At 52.9% G+C, this 8,104-nt stretch carries 6 protein-coding genes; 3 read left to right on the forward strand and 3 right to left on the reverse strand.

Annotated elements, in window-relative coordinates; translation table 11 throughout:
• The first annotated feature begins 64 nt into the window (after nucleotides 1–64).
• Nucleotides 65–244, forward strand: a complete 180-nt coding sequence (locus tag HY913_12580) for a hypothetical protein (protein MBI4964107.1) — start codon at nucleotides 65–67, stop codon at nucleotides 242–244.
• Nucleotides 245–507: 263 nt separating this feature from the next.
• Nucleotides 508–1,542, forward strand: a complete 1,035-nt coding sequence (locus tag HY913_12585; GenBank protein ID MBI4964108.1) for a hypothetical protein — start codon at nucleotides 508–510, stop codon at nucleotides 1,540–1,542.
• Here HY913_12585 and HY913_12590 read toward each other — a convergent pair.
• The 3 genes from HY913_12590 to HY913_12600 form a co-directional block, all read right to left on the reverse strand.
• The gene (locus HY913_12590; protein MBI4964109.1) at nucleotides 1,487–2,365 is read right to left on the reverse strand and encodes an IS1595 family transposase; all 879 of its coding nucleotides are present in this window, start codon (nucleotides 2,363–2,365) and stop codon (nucleotides 1,487–1,489) included. The genes HY913_12585 and HY913_12590 overlap by 56 nt on opposite strands.
• Nucleotides 2,366–2,667: 302 nt before the next feature.
• Nucleotides 2,668–4,020, reverse strand: a complete 1,353-nt coding sequence (locus tag HY913_12595; protein ID MBI4964110.1) for a DUF4071 domain-containing protein — start codon at nucleotides 4,018–4,020, stop codon at nucleotides 2,668–2,670.
• Nucleotides 4,021–4,153: 133 nt separating this feature from the next.
• Nucleotides 4,154–7,108 carry a TIR domain-containing protein gene (locus tag HY913_12600; protein ID MBI4964111.1) on the reverse strand — a complete coding sequence of 985 codons (2,955 nt, stop codon included), beginning with the start codon at nucleotides 7,106–7,108 and terminating at the stop codon, nucleotides 4,154–4,156.
• Between the two features lie 707 nt (nucleotides 7,109–7,815).
• Here HY913_12600 and HY913_12605 point away from each other — a divergent pair.
• A partial coding sequence (locus HY913_12605; GenBank protein MBI4964112.1) for a hypothetical protein occupies nucleotides 7,816–8,104 on the forward strand: 289 nt, incomplete at its 3' end.

Here is an 8,104-nt window from a genome sequence, read left to right on the forward strand (position 1 = left end):
AATGGTCCCGCTGTCTTGGCTGTAACCTATTATCACAGGCAAATAAAATGAAAGGATACGAAAAATGACTGAGCAAAAATCTAAGCGCGAAGTTCTCCGGGACAAGATGGTTGACCTTGTAAAAATGTTTGTCAAAGCTGAAGGCGACATAACCCAAGCAGATATTGAAGCTCTGTTTGGGTATAAGTCTAGCTCCGAAATGGCTGCTTATTTAAGCTCTTTACCCTTTTTATTTTCCGGTTAACTGCATTTTATGGAGGACTTCGGCAGTATAGTTAATTGCACACTTGCCTGCATAATCAAGGTATAAGGCACAATTTGGGGTGCAAAAATCGTAAGTCTGGTTCCCCGGTTTTGATGAAGGGGCAAGTCTAAGAGGACAAATCTTAGGAAGCATGGCTCCTAACCTCCTGAATATTGGATTTGGGCAAAATCACCATAGCACAAGAATATAGGAATCTATAGGGGATAATCGCCATAAATACTTTACTTTCTCAGCGGGAATCCATGCTAAAATATACCCTGGGTCCAGAACATAGGGACTATTCTTTTGGCCCAGGGATTTATATGAAAATTGACAATGATCTGCGGAAATGTGTTGTATTTTTGGGGATTGAAGATAGTTCTGAGAAAAGCGGCATTTATTGTGCTGGTACTGGTTTTTTGCTTGGATATAAAGGGGGTGCATATTTAGTAACGGCAAAGCATGTAGCGAAAGCACTAGGAGATAATCCCTTTATTATCAGGCTTAACAGAAAAGATGGCTTAGTTGATAACTTACATATAGATCAAATTGAATGGGGCTATCATCCTGATGAAAGTGTCGATATAGCGATTATCGAATGTCGCATTACCCAACAATCAATTTACGACGCGTTATATTTACCAGACACACTAATTGCAGCAATAGGTGAAAAGAATATTGGCATAGGGGATGTATGCTATACAATTGGTTTATTTAGATTTTTAACAGGAATAAAAAGAAATTTACCAGTTGTACATACTGGTAACGTAGCGATGGTACCTAGCGATGAAAAGGTTCCCGCAAGAGATTCCTTAACTGGAAAGACTGAATATGTTGAAGCTTATTTAATTGAATCGCAAAGCGTAGATGGATTAAGTGGTTCTCCCGTTTTTGCACGGCCAACCATGGAATTCCCTTTTGGCAGAAATGATGATGAAGGCATATTGGGTTCACAAATTGGACTTAAAAATATTTATTTAATTGGAATATGGCAAAGTGCGTGGAATGCTTCCCCTGATGAAATTATGGCTGCGGCGATAGGTATAAATGAAGACAGGCGAGTATCTTATGGTATGGGTGTGGTCATACCTATCTATAAACTTATAGAGCTATTGGAGATTGCTCAGATGTTAGAAAGGCGCGAGGCCCAAAAAGCTGCATGGGAAGCTAAAATTCCTGCCGCAGAGATGGAATCAGTTATTCCCCCCTTAAAGGCAGATAATCCCCGACACAAAGAGGATTTCACGTCTCTAGTAGGCGCGGCAGCGAAAAAGAAGCCACCAGACGATAAAACATAGCGTGATGGGATTTACGCATATTATGACGGTAATTAAACTCGCTCACATATTTCCAAAGATGCTTAGCGGAAACATGAACATGAGTACCGCGAATTGCACGCTTTAAAAGGCTCCAATGACCTTCAAGGCTATTAACATGATGGATACCATTAACATACTCTTTAGAATTATGGTTTACGCGGCCAAGCTCATAACCATCTTTAAGGTCATTATATCCCGGCCATTCATCGGCACTGATAGTGCTTCCCGGCTCAACATTGTGGCGGATATGGGGGTCAAGGGTGCTTCGCTTCACGTCTTTGATAGGACCGGAGCGCAAAATACCGTCTCTTTCTTTCAGGCCGAAAACAATGCTTTTATTGCTCCCTCTGAGTTTGGTAACTTCCCGGCTTTGATAACCGCCAATAATTGTTTCGTCAACTTCAACATGGCCCTTAAGCGGTTTGTGGTTATCGGCCTGGGCCATAAGTTTTCTCAGTTCGTGAGCCATACGCCACGCTGTTTTATAGGTGCAGCCGATTTGCCTTTGCAATTCTTTGGCGGCTACGCCGTGGCGGGTGCTGGTCATTAAATACATGGCAAAGAACCAATGGGTTAGTTTGGTCCGGGATTTCTCAAAAATGGTGCCGACACAAGGATAAAAATGGTGGCCGCAGCGATCACAGGCATAACCCCGGCGCTTGGTCATGGCGTGGAATTTAGAAAGGACATTGCAGGAAGGGCAGACAAACTCAGTTCCGCCATATTGCTCCTGCATGATTCTCTCAAGGCAAGCCCGATCATCTGGATATTCGGCTTGAAACTGTTTGAACGTGTATTTCATGGCCCTTTCTCCTTGTCTGTTAGGGATAAGATAGCACATGAAAATACTTGTGTCAAGGGGATGATCGCCCAAAGTTCAAAGTTAATACCGAGATTGCCATAAATTTTTCATAACTTACTGGTAAGCCGAAGGCTCATGAGCAACTATTCCGAAAAGTTCTCAGAATTGGTGGCCCAGGCTTTCCAGCCTGTGCGGATTACCGAGGCGGGCGAGACGCCCGCCCTACCACTTTTTCATGCTTTACGGGTGGGCCGAAGGCCCATGAGGAACTGCTAAGATTATTTTCACGCCATTCCGGGCCATCAAATCTGAGGCTGAGACACCACTTGCCCCCGGCGCTCCAGTTCTTCCTCAATTTCCCTGGCCCAGGGCACTTCTTCCTGGCGCCGGGTTCTGGCCTCCCGGATAAGGCGCAGATTGCGGGCGGTAGTTTTTGGCTCCCAGCTTTCCCTGACCGCGGCCAGGGCATCTCCCAGGGCCCCCAGGGCCTTCTCCTCGTCTTTGGCCAGGACCGCCAGCTCCAGACGAGTGGCATAATCCCAGTAGTCCGGTTTGCCCGCGGCCATGCGGCGCTCCACCGCGTAGGCCACCACCGGCAGGAGCTGCTCCCGCCTGGGATCGGGAGGCTCTTTGAGCTCCATCAGAGTTACGGCGTTGATGCCGGGGTAGGCATCGCGCCAGTCAGCCTCGAAGCCGGACAGATAGGCCTCAATCGCCTTGTCCAGCAGCCCCCGGGCGAGAAATCCTTGCCCGGTCTTGATCGCCGCTTCCCAACGATCCTTATAGACCCGGCCGAGAATGCCATAGGTCTCGCTGCTGGGACCGCGCCGTTTCAGGAGTTCCAAGAGCACTCCCTCGGCCTTCTCGCCCTTTTTTCCCCGGTTGAGGGCCAGGGCCAGTTGCTCCTGGACCATGACCGTGGCGGCCAGGGGCGGGGCCATTTTCTTTACCAGTGCAAGCATTTCCGGCCAGGCCTCCACCGCCCGGTAGGAGAGAAAAAGGTCGATGACCACCCCGGATTCCACGTCTTCGATCACCCCGAGTTCCTGCTCCACGGCCCGGAGCGCGTCCACCCCTCGGCCCCGGGCCTCGGCCAACCGGGCCTTCATCTCGCTGGAATATTGGACCCGGTCGCGGAACACATCGGTCTTGGTATGGTCGATATCGGGATAGCCTTCCACGAGTTGAAAAATGGGGCTATCCGTCGCGGTCTTTTTGGCTTCCAAAAGGCGTTGGGTCAGGGCCTCTTTAGTGGCCGCCACCTCGGCCGGAGCACCCTCGGGAGTCAATTGATAGGGCAGGGCTCGAAGCGGGGCCACGTCAAAGGGGAGTTGGCTGCCCCCGGCCGCGAAAATGAGGACCGTGCTCCAGGGCCGCACGGCATGGCGCACGCCTAATTCATAAAAGACATTGGCGTTGGCGGTGGTCAGGTCCGCCACCGCGTATTCACAGAGGATCAGGCGCTCGAACATGGGTTTGTGGATGATGCCGCCGGTCATCTCCTCGTCGGCCCGGAGCGGCTCCAGCCCGGCCGCGTCAATGGCCGGGGCGATGAGCTCTCGATACACCGCGTCAAAGTCCACCATCCCCCCCCCGATATTAGGCTTTTTCCCAAAGGGCATGAGGACGAAACAGAGGGGACGGGTCATGGGCATTCTCCTTTTAGATGGTGCAAAAGAAGCAATAAGTTCGGAAAAGCTATCGTGCCTTGAACTCTCGGTTTAGGTGTCTATGGCCGCAAATCCATGGTTATGGCTCGTCGACCCGGCACCGCCAAGAGCATCATTTTTATTTTGCTTCCTTTTCTTCCTCCGGCTCCGGTAGGTTTGGGCAGGTTTTACAGTAGGGCTCATCCCCCAGGTACCGGGCCCACTCCTCCCGGGTGAGATTGCGGTTGGCGATCCGGCAGGCCCGGGATTTCCAGATCTCCGGGGCCATATCCCATTGGATGGTCTTGTATTTACTACCGGAGATCAGGGTCTTGCCGTCGGGATAGAAGAACAAATAATCAGCGCCGGTTTGGCCTTTTAAAGGCGGCCCCAACGGCAGGCGGGTGGCCAGGTCCCAGAGAATAATGGAACCCTCGTGGCTTGCCGAGGCCAGGGTCTTGCCATCGGGGCTGAATCCGACGGATTTTACCCCGAAATTATGGCCGGTCAGAGGCGGCCCCAGGGGCCGGTGGCTGGCCACATCCCACAAGATGATGCTTTGATCCCCGCTTCCTGACGCCAGAATGCGGCCATCCGGGCTAAAAGCCAGGCTTTCCATCGCCAATGAATGGTACGCCAGCGGCGGGCTTAAGGCGCGGCCCGTGGCCACGTCCCAGAAGAGGATCGTTTTCTTCCCGTCACCCGAGGCCAGGGTCTTCCCGTCCAGACTGAAAGCCAGGGTGAAAACCCCGCTGGTGTGGCCGGTGAAGGGTTTATCCAGGGGTTTGAGGCTGGGTAGCTCCCGCAGCACTATCTTTTTGTCGTCTTGCCCGGCTGCCAGAATCCTGCCGTCCGGGCTGAAGGCCAGGCTCCACACCTTAACGCCGTTGCCCTCCGCAGGGGATTCCAGGAGCTTTTGAGTCGCGGTCTCCCATACCAGGATGGTGGTATCGTCCTTCACCGTGGCCAGGAATTTACCGTCCGGACTGAAGAACACCTTGGAAAATTCTTTGGCGTCATTAAGGCCCGGCAGGGGCGGTCCCAAAGGTTCCCTGGTGGTCAGGTCCCGGAGCGTGATGGCGGGGTCCTTCTCTTTGGCCACCAACCCGGCAGTCAGAACTGATTTAGCCTTTGAGATATCTTCAGCGGATGGTTTGTCGTCTCCGCTGAGGCCTGCGACAGACTCCAGGAACTTGGTTATTTGGTCTTTACGGATGACGGATTTTTCTCTGTTGATCTGAACCAGAATTTTGCCGTCTGGGCTGACGGCCACACTGGAAAAGCGCCCGGTTACTTTTCCATTTGAGATTTCTTCATCTCGGAAGGGTAGTATGGTTTTCCCCAGAACCTGAGTTCCGGACAAATCCCACAAAATAATGTCACCGTCCCGGCTGCCGGAGGCCAAAGTCTGGCCGTCCGGACTGAAGGCCACTGCATCCACCGGGTGGGCATGACTTGTTAAAGGTGCAACTGAAGGGCGCTGTTTTTTTACATCCCAAAGGGTGAAGGTCCTATCTAGCCTCCCAGAGGCCAACATGCTGACGTTGGCGCTGAAAGCCGCGCTGGTCAAAACCGCAGGGCTGCTCCCGAGTCCAAAGCGGCTGAGTTCTTTGCCGCCCGCTACCTCCCACCGGATGACTTCATTTTCTTGGTGCACAGAAGTCAGGGTTTTGCTGTCCGGACTAAAGGCCAGGCTATTCACCCACCCCGGGTGCGCCAGCGGGGGTCCCAGGGGCTGGGTGGTCGCCGCCTCCCAAAAGATGATTTTTAGGTTATCTCCCGAAGCCAAAATTTTCCCGTCCGGGCTGAAGGCCAGGGCGCTTACAAAACTGGTGTGGCCTGCGAGCGGGCGCCCAAGGGGGGGATTGGCGTTCATGTCCCACAAGATCAGGGTGCCCTTCGCACCCGAGGCCAGGAGTTTGCCATCCGGACTGAAGGCCAGGCTGAACACCGTATCGGAGTGTCCTTGAAGAGCTGGCCCCAGGGGCTTTCCGGCGGCCAGGTCCCATAAAATGATGGTTTTGTCTTCGCTGGCGCTGGCCAGAATTTTGCCGTCGGGACTGAAGACCGCGCTGGTTCTGTCAGCACTGTGACCGGTTAAGGGGGAACCCAGGGGCTGCCGGGCGGCTACATCCCATAAAATGATGGTTTTATCACTGCTTCCCGAGGCCAAAGTCTTGCCGTCCGGACTGAAAGCCAGGGTTCTTATCCTCTTCGTATGGCCATGAAGAAAGGAAAGGGGATACGGTTCGTGCATCAGCGCCGACAACAAGCTGCTTTTCGCTTCCAGGGTTTCCTGCACCCGGCCCGCTGCCAGACTCAGCAATAAGGCCTTATCAAGCCTTTCCTTCCCCAACAGGCTTTTGCTCTGGGCCGCTAACTGCCGGGACAGAGCGATCTTGCCCCGCCGGTCGGCTTCCCGGTATTGGAAAAAAGCCACTATGGCCAACGTCACTGCCACCACCAGGGCCAGTCCCACCCCTGCTAACAATCTCCGCTGCCGGCTGGTCTCCCCTTTTCGGCTGGCTAGAATGAATTGCCCCATGAGTTCCGTAGGCTTGGGCTCTTTACCGCCGCTTTCAACCTGCCAGTCCTCCGCTTTGCGGAGTTCCCCGCCCCGGAGGAGCAGGCTCTTCTCCCGGCCCTTGCGGTCCCACTCCGTGGACTTTTCCAGGAGATTGGTGTGGGCGTCCACCCACTCCAGGTCGGTGTCCACCGCGATGAGGAGGAGGTCCACCTGTTTCTCGAAGTCGTCTTGCTCCTGCATGGAAATCCAGTTAAGGCAGCCCAGGGCCTCGGGCACGGTTTGGGCATCAACCCCCCGGCAGACCACCGGGATGAGACGCTTGTGGCTGGCCGCGGCGTAATCGACCTCCTTCAGGCACTCCGGGGAGGCCATGGAGTCGGGGCTGAGCACGAAGACAAAGGCCCGGGCCCCTTCGATGCCAGCCTTGATCTTCTCCCGCCACTCCGCGGTGGGGGGGATGTCCTCCAGGTCCACCCAGGCCTCCCGCTGGCGAGCCTTCAGGGCCTCGTGGAGCCGGGCGGCAAAGGCTTTGTCTTTTCGGGAATACGAGATGAAGATGTCGTCCATAATCCCGTCCTTTCGCGGCATCAACAGCCTTTTCTGGTCATAGGTTCACTTACACCCCTTTCGCCCAGGCAGGTAACTGTCTAATTTGTCATACGGGAAGGCGGCAAAATTAGGAAAATTGTGCTTACCAGGCAAGGAACGTTCCTGACGCATTGATCAGCCCCAAATTCTTTTGGGTGTTAATAATCAGGGTCCAGGAAAGCGATTCAGAATAGGGCAAGTCGGTGTCGGCCGGCCTGTCATCCGGGTTAAGGAATAAATCCGTTATTTACAGGTAAAGTAAGGCGAATCTATCGTAACTGCAATAATCGAGTCAAGGAAAAATTAAGAATCCCTCAGTATCGACCAATAAAGTGAGCATATCAGTCATTTTTTGTCATTGACAAATTTTAATAAATATTTCAAATTGGGTGTGGGGTGGCATCATTCATTTCTGTTTGCTCGATTAAACCAACCTTTCACCAATTACCGGCGCCAACCGGCGCCATCTTTAAAGCTGCATGCCATTCGGTATTATAAATTTTCCAACCCGGCATAATTTCACATTATAACTAAGTTATTGGCCAGTCTGCATCCCGCAACCATCCGAAAATGTTCCCCCTGAGGGCGCCGGGGGCATTGTTCCCAATTACCGCAAAGTTTTTAAGGCAGCTTAATGGGACTTGTAACCGGGGACAACCGGGCGGAATGTTACAAAGGAGGGGAACATGTTGCCTTATGTTGATCTGGTGTTATTTGCCATCCACGCAGCCATCAAACTGGGGCAGAAGATGCAGACGGTGTTTGAAGACGAAATCCGGGACCGGGCCATTGTCCTGCCGCCTTTGGGGTTCGGAGACGAGGAATTACCTTCCCCATTGAATACAGTAAAATTCTTTAAGGAAGGGGAAGGAAAGGTCTTTGTGGAGAAGCAGGTGAAAGTAAGGTCTGCCTCCGGCGGCCTCGCCAAGGTCTCCGAAAATAGCTCCTTGCATGAATTATGGCAAAAATACCTGA

Origin of the sequence: Desulfomonile tiedjei, from assembly GCA_016212925.1 — a bacterium.
Taxonomy (GTDB): domain Bacteria; phylum Desulfobacterota; class Desulfomonilia; order Desulfomonilales; family Desulfomonilaceae; genus JACRDF01.

Bases quoted from the DNA above. Each gene is read 5' to 3' on its own strand.
- HY913_12580 (MBI4964107.1), top strand. From the start codon at position 65: ATGACTGAGCAAAAATCTAAGCGCGAAGTTCTCCGGGACAAGATGGTT.
- HY913_12585 (MBI4964108.1), top strand. From the start codon at position 508: ATGCTAAAATATACCCTGGGTCCAGAACATAGGGACTATTCTTTTGGC.
- HY913_12590 (MBI4964109.1), bottom strand. From the start codon at position 2,365: ATGAAATACACGTTCAAACAGTTTCAAGCCGAATATCCAGATGATCGG.
- HY913_12595 (MBI4964110.1), bottom strand. From the start codon at position 4,020: ATGCCCATGACCCGTCCCCTCTGTTTCGTCCTCATGCCCTTTGGGAAA.
- HY913_12600 (MBI4964111.1), bottom strand. From the start codon at position 7,108: ATGGACGACATCTTCATCTCGTATTCCCGAAAAGACAAAGCCTTTGCC.